Annotated in this window: 16 protein-coding genes; 10 read left to right on the forward strand and 6 right to left on the reverse strand. The window is 55.6% G+C overall.

Annotation, left to right across the window (positions count from 1 at the left end):
• Positions 1-3 precede the first annotated feature (3 nt).
• Positions 4-1341, reverse strand: a complete 1338-nt coding sequence (locus tag METLA_RS0108865) for a hemolysin family protein (protein WP_024298214.1) — start codon at positions 1339-1341, stop codon at positions 4-6.
• Positions 1342-1748: 407 nt separating this feature from the next.
• Between METLA_RS0108865 and METLA_RS0108870 the strand changes: the two genes are divergently transcribed.
• From METLA_RS0108870 to corA, 4 genes are read left to right on the forward strand one after another with little or no spacing between them, the layout of a single operon-like run.
• Positions 1749-2777 (forward strand): FAD:protein FMN transferase, encoded by a 1029-nt coding sequence (locus METLA_RS0108870; protein ID WP_024298215.1) that lies wholly within the window; start codon positions 1749-1751, stop codon positions 2775-2777.
• Between the two features lie 26 nt (positions 2778-2803).
• Positions 2804-5491 (forward strand): MMPL family transporter, encoded by a 2688-nt coding sequence (locus tag METLA_RS0108875; RefSeq protein ID WP_024298216.1) that lies wholly within the window; start codon positions 2804-2806, stop codon positions 5489-5491.
• Between the two features lie 39 nt (positions 5492-5530).
• Complete coding sequence (locus METLA_RS0108880) at positions 5531-6169, forward strand: YchE family NAAT transporter (RefSeq protein ID WP_024298217.1); 639 nt, start codon at positions 5531-5533, stop codon at positions 6167-6169.
• A 16-nt stretch (positions 6170-6185) separates the two neighbouring features.
• Positions 6186-7250 carry a magnesium/cobalt transporter CorA gene (gene corA / locus METLA_RS0108885; RefSeq protein WP_024298218.1) on the forward strand — a complete coding sequence of 355 codons (1065 nt, stop codon included), beginning with the start codon at positions 6186-6188 and terminating at the stop codon, positions 7248-7250.
• Positions 7251-7502: 252 nt separating this feature from the next.
• Here corA and METLA_RS0108890 read toward each other — a convergent pair whose 3' ends face one another.
• The 4 genes from METLA_RS0108890 to METLA_RS0108910 form a co-directional block, all read right to left on the reverse strand.
• Positions 7503-8309 (reverse strand): hypothetical protein, encoded by an 807-nt coding sequence (locus METLA_RS0108890; RefSeq protein ID WP_152539410.1) that lies wholly within the window; start codon positions 8307-8309, stop codon positions 7503-7505.
• 70 nt (positions 8310-8379) lie between these two features.
• On the reverse strand, positions 8380-8958 hold the full coding sequence (locus METLA_RS0108900) for a hypothetical protein (protein ID WP_024298220.1): 579 nt from the start codon (positions 8956-8958) through the stop codon (positions 8380-8382).
• 294 nt (positions 8959-9252) lie between these two features.
• Positions 9253-10851, reverse strand: coding sequence for a glycerol-3-phosphate dehydrogenase/oxidase (locus tag METLA_RS0108905; RefSeq protein ID WP_245598765.1), 1599 nt, complete (start codon positions 10849-10851; stop codon positions 9253-9255).
• A 51-nt stretch (positions 10852-10902) separates the two neighbouring features.
• Positions 10903-11607: a ComF family protein gene (locus METLA_RS0108910; protein ID WP_029646552.1), complete on the reverse strand. Its 705-nt coding sequence runs from the start codon at positions 11605-11607 to the stop codon at positions 10903-10905.
• 54 nt (positions 11608-11661) lie between these two features.
• On the opposite strand from METLA_RS0108910, the gene bioB reads away from it, so the two are divergent.
• The 6 genes from bioB to METLA_RS0108940 all read left to right on the forward strand — a co-directional run bounded on the left by bioB (position 11662) and on the right by METLA_RS0108940 (position 16865).
• Positions 11662-12663, forward strand: coding sequence for a biotin synthase BioB (gene bioB, locus METLA_RS0108915; RefSeq protein WP_024298223.1), 1002 nt, complete (start codon positions 11662-11664; stop codon positions 12661-12663).
• Between the two features lie 351 nt (positions 12664-13014).
• Positions 13015-14181, forward strand: a complete 1167-nt coding sequence (bioF, locus tag METLA_RS0108920) for an 8-amino-7-oxononanoate synthase (RefSeq protein ID WP_024298224.1) — start codon at positions 13015-13017, stop codon at positions 14179-14181.
• A 38-nt stretch (positions 14182-14219) separates the two neighbouring features.
• A complete protein-coding gene (gene bioH, locus METLA_RS0108925) occupies positions 14220-15011 on the forward strand; it encodes a pimeloyl-ACP methyl ester esterase BioH (RefSeq protein WP_024298225.1) in 792 nt (263 codons plus the stop codon).
• The gene (gene bioC, locus METLA_RS0108930; protein ID WP_024298226.1) at positions 15008-15814 is read left to right on the forward strand and encodes a malonyl-ACP O-methyltransferase BioC; all 807 of its coding nucleotides are present in this window, start codon (positions 15008-15010) and stop codon (positions 15812-15814) included. Before bioH ends, bioC begins: the two co-directional genes overlap by 4 nt.
• A gap of 4 nt (positions 15815-15818) precedes the next feature.
• On the forward strand, positions 15819-16487 hold the full coding sequence (gene bioD, locus METLA_RS0108935) for a dethiobiotin synthase (protein ID WP_024298227.1): 669 nt from the start codon (positions 15819-15821) through the stop codon (positions 16485-16487).
• 75 nt (positions 16488-16562) lie between these two features.
• Entirely contained in the window at positions 16563-16865 is a 303-nt protein-coding gene (locus tag METLA_RS0108940; protein WP_024298228.1) for a hypothetical protein, read from the forward strand.
• A gap of 12 nt (positions 16866-16877) precedes the next feature.
• Here the strand turns inward: METLA_RS0108940 and METLA_RS0108945 are convergent, their stop codons facing one another.
• Positions 16878-17714, reverse strand: coding sequence for an NAD-dependent epimerase/dehydratase family protein (locus METLA_RS0108945; protein ID WP_024298229.1), 837 nt, complete (start codon positions 17712-17714; stop codon positions 16878-16880).
• Positions 17715-17716: the final 2 nt, after the last annotated feature.

Raw genomic sequence — 17716 nt, forward strand, 5'->3', positions numbered from 1 at the left:
GCTTCATTCCGGCGGATGCTCGAGGCTGTCCGGCGTATTCGGAAAAATATGGATGTGTAGGATACGCGACTCCTGCATTTCGTCGATTACCACATCGAACTGGCGGAATTCGACTTGCTGGCCTTCGACCGGAATATCGCCGAGTTTGGCCAGAATCAGTCCGCCGACCGACACCTCGTTGTCGAGTTCGAGTTCCTCGTTTTCGATATCGATGCCCAAAATCCGTTCGAGCGAAAAAATCGCCAGGCTGCCTTTCGCGATAATCGAGCCGTCGTCGAGCCTTGTCCATTCGGCGGCGCCCGGGCGGAATTCGTCGTGAATCTCGCCGACCATCGCGCTCAGTAGATTGTCCAGCGTGATGAAACCCTGCGGCATGCGGTTTTTCTGGCCGACGATAGCGAAATGCGCGGCGCCGGCGCGGAAATCACGGAACAATTCTAGCGCCGGCGCATGCGCGGAAACATAGTGCACGGGACGGAGATATTGGTGCAGGTCGTCGATCGTCTTGCCCTCTTGCTGCGCGAAAAATAAATCCTTCAAATGAATCACGCCGAGCACATCGACGCCGTTCACATCGAAATAAGGATAGCGGCTGAAACGCTTGTCACAGACCGCCCGCAGATTGTCGTCCAGACTCATCTTCGCATGCAGAGCGACCAGTTCGTGCAGGGGGCGCATCAAATCGGAAACCTGCAATTCGCTGAAATCGAGCGTGCTCGCCAGAACATTCCATTCGTCCTGGGTAAACATGCCGCTTTGGCGGTTGCCGCGTAAGATCAGCTTCAGTTCCTCGGCGGTATAATACGGATCGTGGCCGTGCATCTGTTTGATGCCGAACAGCCGCAAGGTCAGATTCGCGCTGGCATTCAACATCCAAATCGCCGGATACATCAGCAGGTAAAAGCCGTAGAGCGGCGCGGCGCTGATCAGCCCGGTCTTTTCGGGACTCCTGATCGCGAGCGACTTCGGCGCCAGTTCGCCGACGACGATATGCAAAAACGAAATGACCGAAAACGCGATCAGGAAAGCAATGCTGTGCAGCAACTCCGGCGAATGGATACCCAGACGGCTCAGCGCCGGCGCGATCAGTTCGGCGAAGGCGGGCTCGCCGATCCAGCCGAGGCCGAGCGACGCGAGCGTAATGCCGAGCTGGCAGGCGGACAAATAGGTATCCAGCCGCGTATGGACCTTCGCGAGCATGCGCCCCTGCCAGCCTTGCGTCTTCTCAATCGCGCGAATGCGCGTCGGACGCAGCCTGACCAGACCGAACTCCGCCGCCACGAAAAAACCGTTCAGAGCGACGAGCAAAATGGCGATTGCAATCAACAACAGATTATTCATAGTCGGATAAAAACTCATTCCGAGTTTTTCAGGATGCCGCCTTCGATCAATCGATGCGCAAGCGGCTTGGGGTTCGGATCAAGGCGAGCGGCGTCCCGCCATGATAGTAAAATGGATGATCTATTGACACGCGCGGCAAATCCCGAGCGTTCAATATTTTAAAAAACCTTAATAGTGTTCGGATTATAATAAACCCTACGGCCAAATGCGAGGCCTCAGTCGAAAAGCATCCCGATTCGGTATGGATTAAAATATGCCGGTCTTGCTTGCGTCCGACAGAAACTCGCATCCAACCCCTTTCGCATGACTATCCGCCCATGATTAAACCAGCACGCGGCGATTTTGCTCCGACAAGTTTTACAGCAAAATCCACGCCCGACCAACATTGCTCAACATTGAATTCCGGCATGACTACGCCCGTCTTGTCCCGCATCGCCGCGGCGCTTGCGTTCGTCGCGCTTGCCGGCTGCACGAAAGCACCGTCCGTGCAGCAACTGAAAGGCTTCGCGCAAGGCACCAGTTACCATATCAGTTACTGGTCCGCCGCTCCGATCGATGCGCCAGCGGTCAAAAAAGCGGTCGACAACGAATTCGCCGTGATCGACAAGCTGCTTTCGAATTACCGGCCCGATTCGGTGATCGAATCGTTTAATAGCAACGCCGCGATAGACAGCCAGGAAGTCGGCCCCGAAATCGTGCAGCTGGTCAGAATCGCGGAAACCGTGTATCAGGCTTCAGAAGGCTGTTATGATCTGACGATCAAGCCCTTATTCACGCTCTGGGGCTTTGACGGCGAAACGCCTTCGCTTCCGAACGACAAAGCGATTGCCGATACGTTGAAGCAGATCGGCATGCCGCAACTGACCGTCGTTGACGATACCCATCTGAGCAAAAAACACGCCGCGTTAAAAGTCGATCTGTCATCGATCGCACAAGGCTATAGCGTCGAAAGCCTCAGCCGCGTACTCGAGAAACGCGGCATCACCGATTATATGGTCGAGATCGGCGGCGAGCTGAAAACCCGCGGCCAGAAGCCGGACCAGACCGCCTGGCGCATCGCGATCGAAAAGCCGCTGCCCGGCGAACACAAGCTGCATAAAATCCTGGCGATGCCGAAGGACGCGCCGCTCGCGATCATGACCTCGGGCACCTACCGGCATTTTTTCGAGGCGAACGGCCAGCGCTACGGCCATATCCTGGATGCGCGCAGCGGCCGTCCGGTCACGCATGATCTGGTCGGGGTGACCGTCGCGCATGCCGATCCGACCATCGCCGACGCCTGGTCCACCGCGCTCTTGTGCCTCGGCCAGGAACAGGGACTTAAATTGGCGAATGCCGAACATCTTGCCGCGCTGTTCATCCGGCTGCAAAACGATCAATTGCTCGAAACCCGCAGCGAAGCGTTCGAGCGTTTAAACATTCTCACCCATCCATAATTGCCTGGATCTAGGATTACTGCTTCATGTCTTCTGTTAATAGCGTACAACACATCATCGCGTCGGTCGGAAACCGCATCCTCGGCAATCCGTTCAAAGCCTTCCTGATCATCTGCCTGCTGGTGGGAGGGACCATACAATACACGGCCAACCATTTGAGCATCAATACCGATACGGCCGAACTGATCGCGCCCGACGCACCGTTTCAACAAAACCGGCGCAAGTTCGAACAGGCCTTTTCGAAGGATTTGCATACGCTGTTGCTGGTGGTCGAGTCGGACACGCCCGAACTGACCAAATCGGCGACCAAACGCCTGGGCCGTTTGCTCGCCGCGGACAAAACCAATTTCGATTCGGTCTATGTGCCGAACGACAATGAGTATTTCCACCGCAACGGCCTGCTCTATCTCGAACAGGACGATCTGCAAACCTTGTCGAACAGCCTGTCGCAGGCGCAGCCTTTCATCGGCCGGATTTCGAAGGAACCGAATCTGACCGGCTTTTTTTCGATCCTCGAAGATGCGCTGACCTCCGCGAACAAGGATCAAAGCGTGCCGATCGACTTGACGTCGCTGGTCGATAAAATCAATGTCGCCCTGCATAAGCGGATCAACGGCCAGAACAGCCTGCTGTCCTGGGAAAACCTGATCGCCGAACAAAAAATCACCCAGGCGAGCGCAAACAAAGGCTTCATCAATGTGCTGCCGAAGTTCGATTACAGCTCGATACGGCCGGCCGAAAACGCGATCGAAGCGATCCGGAAAGCCGCCGTCACGATTCAGGAACCGAATCTGCCCGCGGTCAAAGTCTGGGTCACCGGCGAAGTCGGCCTGGAAGATGACGAACTCTTAGGCATGAGCACCGGCACCTTCAATGCGAGTATTTTCTCGGTGGTGCTGGTTTTCGTGATCCTGCTGAAAGCCTACCATTCGCTCGCGTTGACCTTGACGACCCTGTTCACGCTCGCCTTGGGCATGGTGTTTTGCGCCGGCTTTGCCGCATTTTCGGTCAAGGAACTGAATCTGATTTCGGTCGCGTTCGCGGTTTCGAATATCGGTCTCGGCGTCGAATATGCGATCCATTTCTGCTTGCGCTACCGCGACAACCTGCTCCATCATGTCGACAGAGTCCGCGCGATTCGCAGCACCCTAATAAGCACCAGCCCATCCCTATTGTTATGCGCCGGCACCACCGCGATCGGGCTGTATGCGTTCATTCCGACCGATTATAAGGGGGTCTCCGAGCTGGGCCTTTTGGCCGGCACCAGCTTGTTCATCTGCTTGCTGGTCACGCTGACCGTATTGCCGCTGCTGCTCAAATTCGTGCCGGTGTCGGTGCCGAAAGACGCCGATACGTCGCACCCGCTACTGGCGACCCTGGCGGAAAAATTCGCCCATCTGACCTTGCATTTCGCAAAACCGATTGCGATCGGCACCGTGGTATTTAGCGTGCTGTCGATCATTCTGGTTTTCAATGTGAAGACCGACTTCAATCCGCTGAACCTCCGCGATCCGAAAACCGAGTCGGTGATCGCGTTCAAGAGCCTGATGAAGGACAAGGACACCTCGCCGATGACCCTGACGGTCCTCGCGCAAGATGCGGACAAGGCCAAAGCCTTGCAGCAGCAACTCGCCAAGATCGATACGGTCGACAAGACGATCAGCCTGTTCGATTTCGTGCCGGACAATCAGGAGGACAAACTGGCGATCATCGATGAGATCGCGCTGATGCTCGGTGCGCAGCCGCAACGCTTCCCCGAATTGCAGCCGGACCTGGCGCCGGAACCCGGCATCGTCAAGCTGATCAAGGCGATCGACACGGTCCTGCCGACCAAAAAAAACGCGAAGGAAATCGGGTCGCTGACCCAACTGCGCAAAGAATTGAACGATATGCTGCTTGAACTGGATGCGCGCCAGGAAACCAGCCGCCGCCAGTTCATCGAACAGGTGCAGATCACCTTGCTCGGCACGCTGCCAAAGGTGATGAACGAACTCTACGGCAGTTTGAACGCGAGTGAAGTCACGCTCGACGATGTGCCGCAGGACATCAAGGACAGATGGCTCAGCAAGACCGGCCTATACCGGATTCAGATCGTGCCGAAGTATGATCTGAACGATCTCGACAAAATGGCCAAATTCATCACCGACGTACAGGCGATCGCGCCGGAAACGACCGATTTGCCGGTCATGTATTGGGAGTCGATGAAGGAAGTGATCAGCGCCTTTCAACAGGCGATCATCATCGCGCTGATCACGATCGCGCTGCTGCTGTTGGCGATCCGGCGTAACCTGACCGACACCCTGCTGGTGATGACCCCGCTGATTCTGGCCGGCCTCTTTACGATGGCCAGCACGGTGCTGACCGGCACGCCGATCAATTTCGCGAACATCATCGCGTTGCCTCTGCTGCTCGGCCTCGGCGTCGACAACGGCATCCACATGGTCGAAAAACTGCACCACTCGCTGTCGGAGGAACAGAACATCTATCAGTCGAGCACCGCGCGGGCGATGTTCTACGGCGCCTTGACTACCGCATCGAGTTTCGCGGGTCTGGCGTTTTCGCCGCATGAAGGTATCGCCAGCATGGGATTGGTGATTACGATCGGCATCTTCTGGATCATGACCTGCACATTCGTGGTGCTGCCGGCGCTGAGTAAACTGGTGTTCAAACACAGAGTCAATCACCCGGCCGCCAAGCAGTCAAAAACGGCCTAGGGCAACACAGCGGACTGTCATCTGTCGGCAAAAGAAGGCATGATCGAATACACAGACTACATCAAAATCCTCATCGCCCTGGTCGCCGTAGTCGATCCCTTGGGCGTGATGCCGATCATCGCCTCGCTGACAGCCGGCAACCGTGCGGAGATGAGGTCGATTGCCGGAACGGTCGCTTTTTCGGTCGCCGTCATCTTGCTGATTGCGTTATTTGCCGGAGAAAACCTGCTGCAGTTTTTCGGCATCAGCATCAACTCTTTCAAAGTCAGCGGCGGCATTTTGTTGATGTTGATGGCGATTTCGATGCTGCAAGCGAAGACCAGCGAACTGGTACATAACCGGCAGGAGGCCGAAGCCAACGCAAACCGCCAGTCGAGCGCGGTCGTGCCGATCTCGATGCCGCTGTTGGCCGGCCCCGGCGCGATCAGTATGGTGATCCTCTATGCGCAAACGGACGGCTCGCTCTGGCATTATCTTTTGATCAGCTTGGACATCGTGACGGTCGCCCTGATCTTATGGATCGTCATTCGCTTCATTCCCTGGCTGACCCAACATCTGAGCCAGACCGGCATCAATATTTTCACGCGCCTGATGGGTTTGGTGCTGTCCGCGCTGGCAGTCGAATTCATCGCCGGCGGCTTGAAAGGTTTGTTTCCGATCTTATCCGCCACCCCCTAATCCACACGCTGCCGACATGATTGAATCGCTCAGTTACGCCTCCGAAAAATCGGGCATGGAGCCGGGCTCCCTCGTGCATGTCGGCGATGTGCATGATCACGTCCCAAGCATCACGGTAATCAATTACAACGCCTCGCTGCTCGAAAAGCGTACGCTCGCCTCGGTCGACGATATTCCGGCCTACGATACCCCCGAGACGGTCACCTGGGTCATCGTGAACGGTTTGCAGAATGTCTCGGTGATCGAGGCGATCGGGCGGCATTTCGATATTCACGCGCTGGTGCTCGAAGACATTCTGAATACGCATCAACGGCCAAAATTCGAGGAATTCGAGAATTATCTATATATCGTGTTCAAGGCGATCGCCTTGCAGAACGGCGATGCGTCGGTCGAATACGAGCAAATCAGCCTGCTGCTGTTGAACAACATCGTGTTCACCTTCAAGGAAAAACCCGACGATATTCTGGACCCGATCATCAACCGGCTGAACGTACCCCAAAGCCATATCCGCGCCCAGGGCGGCGATTACCTGGCCTACGTGATCATGGATACGGTGATAGACGAATATTTCGCCTTGCAGGATACCTTTGATGATCTGATCGAAACGGTCGAAGACGAATTGTTGACCAACCCGACCCACCGCACGATGACGGCGATACAGAAAATCAAACGCGAACTGATTTATTTGCGCCGCTCGATCTCGCCGCTTCGGGAAATGCTGGCCGCGATCCACCGCAGCGAATCGCCGCTGTTGAACGAGCGCACCCAACATTATTTCACCGATGTCTATGATCACACGATACGCATCATCGAAGCGCTGGAATCCTACCGCGACCTGATCTCCGGCATGCTGGACATCTACCTGTCCAGCATTAGCAACAAAATGAACGAAACGATGAAGGTGTTGACCGTGTTCTCGACCTTGTTCATCCCGCTGACCTTCATCGCCGGCGTCTACGGCATGAACTTCGACTACATGCCCGAGCTGAAATGGAAATGGGGTTATCCGCTGCTATGGGGGATTTTTATCGTGATATCGGGTTTCCTGTTGATGTTCTTCAGGAAACGCAAGTGGCTTTGAGGTCTGCCCCCATAGCAGGGATTGATTCATAGGGCAGCATCAGCGCGAGTAAAAGTTCGCATACATTAATTTCTGGCGGCTCCATAAAGCCGGCAGCAGTAAGATTTCATATACCTGCTGACTTGTTGCTAAGCGCATTAATCATAATGCTGCTTCATGCTAGCGTTAGAAACAACATTTTTACTAATGTACATTTTATGCCTGGTTGCAAAAGGCGCATACCCCATTTTACGCGGATACACTAAGCTATTTTCATGATGACTTTAATTCAAGTTGTTTCTTTAGCGCCTCTTCATATGCAAGAGCTAATGCTGTTTTTTCTATAGCCTCCTGGAAGCCTTTTTTAGTCGATTTCTTTTTAACCAGCTTTACATTTGATTTTTTAGTACGAAATATTTTTGCAGAGGAAGATATCATATCCTGCTCTTGTGTAGCTTCTGATCGATAACGAAATGCATTAACACTAAGGCTATTTCCAAAAGCAGTGACCATCGATAACTTATAATTCCCCCCTAATGTTTCTATTACGTAGGCAATACTTGCTATAGTAGCATCTGCAAAAACATTATTTTCGATAATGGGATTAACACTTCTATTTACATATATATTTAACCTATTACCATTAAATGATCCACTAATTTGCAAGACATATTTATCAATTTTTGAAATCTCATTAATAAAGAAAGGATGCCATCCATTTTTTTGCCAATCATAAACATTAATGGCACCAAATTGGATACGCGGGATAGAAGCTATTCCTGTATTTTTCGGAATGCTGTTATTATCTGTGCAGGGATGTTTTGGCCATGGAGGGCCGAGTTCGTCAAAAAACACCCTTCCTCCATTTGGGGATTGATAAAAAAATACGGCAGCTCCACATACAGGACATAAGGCATTTGGATTTACATAGCTTTCATATGAATGGAAAATTGGCGGCACCCACCAATAACTTGATCCATACGCGCAATGTGTATTAATACTTGCCTGTCGACGCCCAAGATGCCCAGCGCCGCCCCATCCACAAGTACAATAAGGAGAATGATTCCAAGCATTACACATAAAAAATTCTCTTCACTATCAAAAAATACACAATAAGTCAACAAGACGCAGTATATCTAAGCTATATTGCTTAAAGCTTAGATAGTTGATTTAAAAACCAAGGCTGCACCTGTAATTCTTTGCGAAGTGGCGTATCGATAAATTGTGGTGCACGCTGCACATACTGCGCAGCCTTAGCTTTATCAACAGCATCGATTTGAAGATAGGCAAGCGCTGCTTCTACTGAAAATGCTTCGTTGGACTGTTTTTGGAAGTTGCTTTCTAGATCAGTCCAAACAGTAACATCTATTTTTCTCTCTAAAGCCCAACTTTGTATGCTATTAAATGCTTGAGCGTCCCGGTATTTTGGCGAGCGTGACTCATCTGCAAAGTAAAAACCAATATTCTTGAGAGTTGTTCCTTCACGACATCTAAGATCGCAAATAGCATCATCGGGATTTTTGCGTTTGCTGAATGCATATGATACTTTACATATCGCACCATTTTGTGCGTCCAAAACGAGTGTTAAGGCATTACCACGACTCTGTGATATCCGGGAAAATTCAAGCATTAAATTGGGACCATCAGGGAGCCATTCTTGAATTTGATCACCAAATTCTGCACTTTTGTCCCATAATAATGAACCCCATCCAAGAATTGCAATTTTCATTTAACATGCCTCGTATATCTGCCAGCAATTAAGATTTGTTCAAAGCTTTAAGGTTAGACATGAAACTAATCTTTAACAACCCACTGAGCAGAACTAAAGAGAAAGGGTATTTTGCCGAATGAGGTGTTTTTTTGCGGCGTGATAGATCTTTTCGCCTATTGTGATCGTAACTTCAAGCCAAACTCATTTGATAAATTTATAAAAAAATAATAACTTACAAATGTATAGTGGCTATCGAGTAAAACTCGTCAAAGGTTGCCACAAAGCGGATGCTTTTGTCGCGCCCATCCGCCGTTAACCACCGTCTAAACTGTAGGCTTGCAAAACACGCCGGCATTCAGACTCGCACTGTTCTTGATCCCAACCCAATACCGGCGCGACGATCTCCGCAATCCACTGCAGATCTTCCTGCTTCAGTTTCACCAGGATCAGCAAAGGCAGCCGGCGCCGCAGCAAATCTTCGAGATGCACGACCATTTCGCTGCGCGTGCAAAACAGCAGATCGGCCATGATAAAGGGCGCCTCCTGCATGATTCGACTCACCGATTCGGGATGCTCTTCGCATAATGCAAAGACCTCCGTGACGCGGCTGCCATGGCGAAAAAGCAACCAATGCACGCTTTCCTTGTCGATCCCCAACTCCAGGGCGCGCCTTGTCATCGATTCAGACCAGGCCGGAAAATCGGCCCCCGGCGACCACGGCAGCGGCTTGCCGAAAGTTCCGCATGACTGTCGAATTCCCAGATTCTCACAGAGTTTATCGACGATATGCGCCGCATCGCTTCTGGCCGAGGTCAGCTTGCCGCCAATCGAGGTCAACAACCCATTGTCCGAGGCATGCAATTCCCAGTCGCGGCTGACCGCGGAAGGGGAAGACCGGTCGCTTTGCTTCAACACGCGCAGCCCCGCGAAACTGCCGATGACGTCTTCCCGGATCCAGTTCTTGTTTCTTACGACTCCGTTCACCTCATTCAGCAAATAATCGATGTCCTTATCTTCAACCTTCACCTTATCGAGATCGCCGCCGTAATCGGTGTCGGTCGTGCCGACCAGCGTCCGTCCATACCAGGGAATCATGAAAAACACCCGGCCGTCGGCCTTCGCGGTCAGCAATAAGGCCTCTTTGTCCAATAGGTTCGGCAGAATCAGATGCACGCCCTTGCTCAAGCGGTAATTGCGCTTGCCGTGCCGCAACAGGCCGGCCCACTGCCCGGCCGTATTCACGAACTGTTTCGCCTGCACCGTGACGCTTTCACCGGTGAGCTGATCTGTCACTACCGCCGCGGAAAGCTTGCCGTTCCGCTCGATAAAATCGCTGACCTTGCAATAGTTCAGGCAGACCGCGCCGGCGCTTTCGGCACCCGCGACCAGTTCGAGCACCAGGCGCGCATCATCGGTTTGCGCATCGAGATAGGTAAAGCCGGCTTTCAAACCTGCGGCACGCAAGAACGGAAAGCGCGCGGAAAATTCCTGTCCATCGTAACGCTTAAAACCTTGTTCATCGTTGATCGATCCGGCCAGCCCGTCATACAGCGTCAGGCCGACAGCCAGCCGGAAACAGCCGAGCCGGCTGTCCCGGTAAACCGGCACGCCGAAGCGCAAGGGGCGCACCCGATGCGGCGCCGCAGCCATCAGCATCTGCCGTTCGGCCAGCGTTTTGCGCACCAGCTTGAAATCGAAATTTTCAAGATAACGAAGCCCCCCGTGCACCAGCTTGCTCGATGCGCTCGATGTCGCATTCGCCCAATCGCCGCGGTCGACCAGCGCGACCTTGAGGCCGCGCAAGGCCGCATCATAGGCGGTCCAGGCGCCGTAAATGCCGCCGCCGCAAATCAGCACATCGAAAGTCCTATCTTGCAAACGGGAAAAATCGCGCCGCATCATTTGGCTCATGTCCTCTCCATAAATTGCGTGGTTTTTTCTGATCATAATACAGATGCCGAATCAGGCGCGTGCGCAAACCCAGACATCGACCCGCTCGACACCCTGATTTTTGAGCAGCACCGCCATCTCATGCGCGGTAGAACCGGTCGTCATTACATCGTCAAGAATCGCCACATGACGGCATGAAACAGGCCTGACCAGCTCGAACGCATTTTTGATGTTTCGCCGCCGCTGCTTGGAGGTCAGCCCGGCTTGATGCGGCGTATCGCGCCGCCGCCGGCAACTGGTCAGATCGAGCGGAATCCCGGTTTCTGCGGCGACGAGTCTGCCGATTTCAATCGCCTGATTGAAGCCGCGTTCGCGGTAGCGCGCCTTGTGTAAAGGCACCGGCATCAGGCAATCGGGCCTCTGCGCATTCTGACCGATATGCTCGGCCAGCAATTGGGCGAGCAAACGCGCATTGGCATGGCGGGCGCTGAATTTCAAGCCGGTGATCAGATAACGCATGTCTTCCTGATATAGAAAAGGCGCATGGACTTTATCGAAGGCAGGCGGGCGGCCGATGCAGCGTCCGCAAGGCCGATTGGCCTCGGCAGCGACGGCGTCCATCCGATTTGCGCAGCACGGGCAACAGCACGCATTGGCCGGCAATTGCAGCCTGCAGTGCGAACACAGATCGCGCCCCGCCTGTCCCGGATTACCGCACAGGATACAGGTTGGCGGAAACAGCAGTTGCTGTATAATATCAAGCCAGTTGTTCACCATTTTTGCCCGAATGGGTTGATCAGTTTTGAATTTACCACCCCGGAGATCTCTCGCATGACCGCCCAACCTGCCGCCAGCGCCCTCGAAGTCGCCGCGCCGATCCGCCATGACTGGCAACTCGACGAAGTGCGCGCGCTGTTCGCCCTGCCTTTCAACGACCTGATCTTTAAGGCGCAATGCGCGCATCGGGCCTACTTCGACCCGAACGAAGTGCAGGTCAGCAGCCTCCTCAGCATCAAGACCGGCTCCTGCTCGGAAGATTGCGGCTATTGCCCGCAGAGCGCCCGCTACGACACCGGCCTGAAACCGGAGGCATTGATGCCGGTCGAAGACGTGCTGAAAGCCGCCGAGCAGGCCAAGTCACAAGGCGCCAGCCGTTTCTGCATGGGCGCGGCCTGGCGCAAACCGAAGGACAAGGATATTGAGAGAGTAGTCGAAATGGTGCAGGGCGTCAAAGCGCTGGGCATGGAAACCTGCGTGACGCTCGGCATGCTGACCGACGAGCAGACCGCGCGCCTGAAGGAAGGCGGCCTCGACTATTACAATCACAACCTGGACACCTCCGAAGAGTATTATTCCGAAGTGATCACGACCCGCACCTATCAGGACCGCCTCGATACGCTCGCGCGCGTTCGTGACGCCGGCATCAACGTCTGCTGCGGCGGCATCGTCGGCATGGGCGAGGGCGACGACGACCGCGCCAAGCTGTTGCTCGAACTGGCCAACCTGCCCGCGCATCCGGAAAGCGTGCCGATCAACATGCTGGTGCAGGTCGAAGGTACGCCGTTGATGGGCACCGAAGCGCTGGACCCGTTCGTGTTCATCCGGACCATCGCGGTCGCCCGGATCATGATGCCGAAGTCGCGGGTGCGCCTGTCCGCCGGCCGCACCAGCATGAGCGACGAGATGCAGGCTTTGTGCTTCCTGGCCGGCGCCAATTCGATCTTCTACGGCGAAAAGCTGCTGACCACCGACAACCCGATGACGAACCACGACAAAACACTGTTCGACCGGCTCGGCGTGCATATGGGCGGGTCGAGCTACGCGCAGCAATAATATCGTTGCATCGTTCCCACACTCCAGGGTCACTGCCATTTAAGTTAAGGATGACCGGTCCCTTCTCCCTCCGGGAGAAGGCTAGGATGAGGGGATCAAAATAAAGTATTTTTCCTTATTTTATTCCCCTCACCCCGACCCTCTCCCGAAGGGCGAGGGAGATAACTGCCTTAACTACGGCCGGACGGGATATTCATCCCGTCCGTAACGTTTGGAGCATGGACATGCCTGATGAATTGCACCCATGGGCGCTCCGAAACGTTTGGGACAGGGTTGAAAACCTCGTCCCGCTCAGAAGCCTCTCAAGCACGCCCCCGTTACCGAAAAACGCCAGCCTAGCCTGATTTTCCGATGAACACTTTTCAGACCGATGCCGAAAACACGCTCGAAGCCGTCGCCGCGCAGGGCCTGTACCGCAAACGGCGGATTATCGCCTCCCCGCAGGGCGTGCATCTGACGGCCGACGGCCGCGAGCTGATCAATTTTTGCAGCAACGATTATCTCGGCCTCGCGAATCATCCGGACGTGATCCGCGCGTTCAAGAACGCCGCAGGCCAATACGGCGTCGGCAGCGGCTCGGCGCATCTGGTCTGCGGCCATAGCGCCGCGCACCACGCGCTCGAAGAGGAACTGGCCGAGTTTTGCGGCCGCGAACGAGCGCTGTTGTTTTCGACCGGCTACATGGCGAACCTCGGCGCGATTTCCGCGCTGGTCGGCAGCGGCGATACGGTGATCGAAGACCGTCTGAACCATGCTTCGCTGATCGATGGCGGTCAGTTGTCCGGCGCGCGCTTCAAGCGCTATCGCCATGCCGATCTCGACCATCTGGCGAACACGCTCGCTGCCACAAGCGGCAAAAAACTGATCGTGACCGACGGCGTCTTCAGCATGGACGGCGATCTCGCACCGCTGCCGGCGATCGCAAGGCTCGCAGAGGAACAGGATGCCTGGCTGATGGTTGATGACGCGCACGGCCTCGGCGTGCTCGGCGACCAAGGCGGCGGCGTGCTCGAACATTACAGTTTGAAGCAATGCGACGTGCCGGTCTTGGTCGGCACGCTCGGCAAGGCCTTCGGCACCTTCGGCGCCTTCGTGGCCGGCCCCGATGCCCTGATCGAACTGTTGATCCAGAAGGCGCGCACCTATATTTACACGACCGCGCTGCCGCCCGCGGTGGCGGAGGCCACGCGCGCTAGTTTGAGAATTGTCCGCACCGAAAACTGGCGGCGGGACAAATTGAAGCGATTGACCGAACGTTTCCGACAAGGCGCCGAGCAAATAGGCCTCGAACTGATGCCGTCGCCCTCGCCCATCCAGCCGATTCTTCTCGGCGACAGCCGGAAAGCCATGGCGTTCAGCGAAGCCTTGCTGGATGCCGGCATTCTGGTCGGCGCGATCCGGCCGCCGACCGTGCCGCAAGGCAGCGCGCGGCTCAGGGTGACTTTCTCGGCCGCGCATGAAGATGCGCAGGTCGATCGATTGCTGAATGAACTGGACAGACTCAAAGGCTTGGCATGATGCGGCCATTGAGTCGTTACCGACACTGAAATGCTTTGATGACACACATCCATACAGAAACCTACGGCCACGGCAAACCGATCGTGATGCTGCACGGCTGGGGCATGCACACGGGCATCTGGCGGCCTTTCGCCGAAACGCTGGCCAAAGACTACCGCATCACCTGCATCGATCTGCCGGGACACGGGCGCAGCGGCAGGATGCCTGCTTTCGATCTGGAGCATCTCGCACCCATGCTGCTTGCCGCGGTCGGCGACGAACCGGCCTGCTGGCTGGGCTGGTCGCTCGGCGCGACCATCGCGCTCGACATCGCGTCCCGTTTTCCGGATCATGCCGACCGCCTGATCCTGCTGGCCGGCAATCCGCGGTTTATCCGCACCCATGATGCCGCCGACAGCCCCGAGCATTGGCCGGGCGTCTCGTCTCGCGTCTTGGACGCCTTTTCCAGCCAATTGACCGAAGATGCCCAGCAGACGCTGCTGCGCTTCCTGGCGCTGCAAGTCCATAGTCTCCCGGATACGAAAGCCCTGTTGAAGACATTGAAAGCGGCCATTTTCGAGTGCGATCCGCCCGACAATGCCGCCCTGCAACAGGGGCTGAAAATCCTGAAAGAAGCCGACTTGCGCCCGGCATTGGCGGCGTTCAATCGGCCCGTCTCGGCGATTCTGGGCGGCCGGGACACGCTGGTTCCGCATGCGCTCGGCGCGCATTTGCAGCGCCTGCAACCGGACCTGCAATTACATCTCATCGATAAAGCCGGGCATGTGCCCTTTTTGAGCCATCAGGATCAACTGAGCGAGATCATTTCAGGCTTCATGGAGTCAAAATGAACATGGCGCTGCTCGATAAACCCCGGATCAGGCAATCCTTCGCCGCCGCCTCGGCGACTTATGATCAAGCCGCCGCGCTGCAACGGCGCAGCGCGATCGATTTGATGCGAGAGGCCGAGCAAGAAGGCATTCGCGGCACCGTGCTCGATCTCGGCTGCGGCACCGGCAATCTGGCCGAGCTGTTGTTGGCCGCCCGTCATAAACCCGACGCGGTGATAGCGCTGGATATTGCCGCGTCGATGCTCGAAGCCGCGCGTTGCAAGCTGAACCGAAAAGACGGCTTACAGCCTGCGCTGCATTATGTCTGCGCCGACGCGGAACGGCTGCCGTTCGCGGACGACAGCCTGGACGGGATCTATTCGAATCTGGCCCTGCAATGGTGCGACCGGCTGGAGCATGTGCTTGCCGATTTGAAAAGGATGCTAAAACCCGGCAGCCCGTTGCTCTTCTCGACCTTCGGCCCCAAGACCCTGCAGGAACTCAAAAGCGCCTGGGCGGAGATCGACGAGCTGCCGCATGTGAACGCCTTTCACGGCGAAGAGGAACTGATGCGGTTCTTGCAAGCGGCAGGCTTCAGCGCCTGCCGGATTCGGCAAACCCTGCATATGCCGCGCTATGCCTCGGTGGTCGAACTGATGCGCGAGCTGAAACAGATCGGCGCGCATAATGTGCATCTTGCCCGCCCGAAAAACCTGACCGGCAAAGCGAAGATGCAGGCGATGTATCGCGCTTACGAACGCCATCGCAGTGAAGGGACGATTCCGGCCACCTTCGAAATATTGATCGTTTCCGCAAGAGCCTGATCTTATGCAGCAAGGTTATTTGATCACCGGCACCGACACCAACGCCGGCAAAACCTGGGCGACGCTGGCGTTGATGCAGGCCTTCAAGAATCAAGGCAAAACGGTCGTCGGCATGAAACCGGTCGCCTCGGGCTGCCGGCTTGAAGGCGGCAAACTCAAAAACGAAGACGCTCTGCTGCTTCAGGCCCATGCCAGCCTCCCGCTCGATTACGAGCTGATCAATCCCTATGCCTATGAATTACCGGTCTCGCCGCATCTGGCCGGAAAGGAGAACCCGGTCGATCTGGCGGTACTGAAGGCGCGCTTCGGGCAATTGCAAGCACTGGCCGACATCGTGCTGGTCGAAGGGGCCGGCGGCTGGCATGCTCCGATCAATGCTCGGGAAGACATCAGCGACCTCGCGCTGGCTTTCGGCTTGCCGGTGATCCTGGCGGTCGGGGTCAAACTCGGCTGTATCAATCACGCCAAATTGACAGCGCAGGCGATCGCCTTGAAAGGGCTCAGGTTTGCCGGCTGGATCGCGGTCTGTAACGACCCGGGCATGGTTTGCGCGGAAGACAATATCTCGACGCTCCAAAGCGCGCTGGATGCGCCGTTGCTCGGCGTCATCCCTTATCAGCCATCCGCCGACTTAAACGCCCTGCACCGCTTTATCAATTTGGATGCGCTTTAGACTCGCCAATATGGCAGATTCGTTTTTGCCAACCCTTAAAGGCCTTGCTCAACTCGAAAAACAGCAGTCGATTCCATGAAAAAACAAATCACTCACATTTCTTATCATCAGACAGGCAAGATGATGGCGGCGCTGTTCGCCGCATCGATCACCCTATTTTTCATCGTGCTGGTGCTTATTTTGTTCCTATCGCACCCGGAAAGATTTAGCGAAGGCAGTCAGTTATGGCTACGCCTCGCCATCGCCGTGTCGGTCATGCCGGTGGTCAGCGGTTTGTTCGGCTATGGCTTCACGCTGCTGACTTGCTTTTTATACAATCAAATCGCCAGATGGGTCGGCGGGATCGAATTCACCGTCGGCGAAAGCAAAGAGTCCTGACGCGATTCGCGCTCAATCCTGCATAGGCCCTACCCAGCAATAACCGTCTTTGTAACCCGGAAACCGGAACCGGTAGCCCAGCGCTTTCAAGCGGGCATTATCGCAGCGCTTGTTCAGCGACGCATCGGCTCCGACGGGTTTGATAACAGGCTGCGGACAGTGCTGGCGTTCGGCCAACCAAGAGACGACCTCCCACATCGGCGCCGGATCGTCGTCGCTGGCTAGATAACAGCGATCCATAGATGCTCCAGCCAGACGCCTCGTAAACAAAAACGCCAAAACGCCGACGCAATCGTCCTGATGAATCCGGTTCGTGTAGTAAGGCGGCGTTTGCTGGATTGCAGGCGTAGTCGCCGCCAATCTGACCAGATGTTCGCGGCCCGGCCCGTAAATGCCGGAAAAGCGCACGACGATATTGGCCGGATTCGCCGCCAGCACCTGTTTTTCCGCCTGCCGGATCAGCCGGCTGTTCACATCGTCCGGTTCGGCCTCGGATGCTTCATCGACCCATTCGCCGCGCGACTGCGCGTAAACGCTGGTCGAAGAAACAAATAGCATCGGCACGCCGGAAAATCGCTCCAGCACATTCTGCAAGCCGGTTTGATAGACCGCGCGGTAGCTTGGCTCGTTGCGGCCGTCGGCCGAAACGATGAAAAACACCTGGTCGAAATCGGTTTCCAGCTTTGCCAAGGTTGCAGCCTCGGCAATATCCGCCGCCAGATAATGGATTGCATCGTCAACCGCCGGCGGCTGCCGTTTCAGACCGGTCACACGATGGCCCTGCCCGGCCAGCTGACGGCCCAGCGCGGCGCCGATGCCGCCGCAGCCTATGATTAAAATTTTGGCCATCG

The sequence above is a fragment of the Methylomicrobium lacus LW14 genome (assembly GCF_000527095.1).
In the GTDB taxonomy this organism is placed as follows: Bacteria; Pseudomonadota; Gammaproteobacteria; order Methylococcales; family Methylomonadaceae; genus Methylomicrobium; species Methylomicrobium lacus.